The sequence below is a fragment of the Massilia sp. DJPM01 genome, from assembly GCF_030348125.1.
In the GTDB taxonomy this organism is placed as follows: domain Bacteria; phylum Pseudomonadota; class Gammaproteobacteria; order Burkholderiales; family Burkholderiaceae_D; genus Telluria_A; species Telluria_A frigida.
The window spans coordinates 1-595 of record NZ_JAQOZV010000220.1 but is presented as its reverse complement, the minus strand read 5'-3'; the positions used below and the strand labels follow the sequence as shown (position 1 = coordinate 595).

Below are 595 nucleotides of genomic sequence, written 5' to 3'. Positions count from 1 at the left end.
TAGAAACTAAATCATGCCAGAAATGGGCGTCCACCCCCACCTTTTCGCTTGCGCTGCCAAGCAATTTTCATCCGTTCCGCTAGTTTTGCAAGAGCCTCATACGACCGGCAAACAGTTGGAGAATGGTGTTATTTCTCCAGAAGCGGCGGAACGCGCGTTGGGTATACTCGACATAATGAGGAAGAGAATAAGTGAATGATGTGGTGTCAATAAATATTTACTTTTGCTCAGAGCAGCCCGAACGGCGTGTCATTGAGTTTCTGGGCTCTATACTTGGATTCGTGGTTGAATCAACAGACGTTCCGATGGAAAATTCCAAAGGTTTCGTTATGGTTATGGAATATACTGAGGGGTATAAACACGGTTTTTTAATTTCCTATCCGAGTAATAATGAAGCGTTACTGTCGGCAGAGCAGGTTGCAAAAAAATTGGCGGCAAAATTCGACTCGCAATTACTGCTGGAGATTGAAGGACGTGACGATTGCTGGCTCCACGTAACGCCTGATGGTCTTGTTAAAATGCGTGAGATTGTATATTTTGATGACGGTGTTGGTCCCATATTCGAATAGTGCGGTTATTACCTTCCTTGCTGGTG

At 44.7% G+C, this 595-nt stretch carries 1 protein-coding gene; it reads left to right on the top strand.

Annotation, left to right across the window (positions count from 1 at the left end; genetic code table 11):
* Positions 1–191: 191 nt before the first annotated feature.
* On the top strand, positions 192–569 hold the full coding sequence (locus tag PO883_RS34765) for a hypothetical protein (protein ID WP_289313842.1): 378 nt from the start codon (positions 192–194) through the stop codon (positions 567–569).
* Positions 570–595 lie beyond the last annotated feature (26 nt).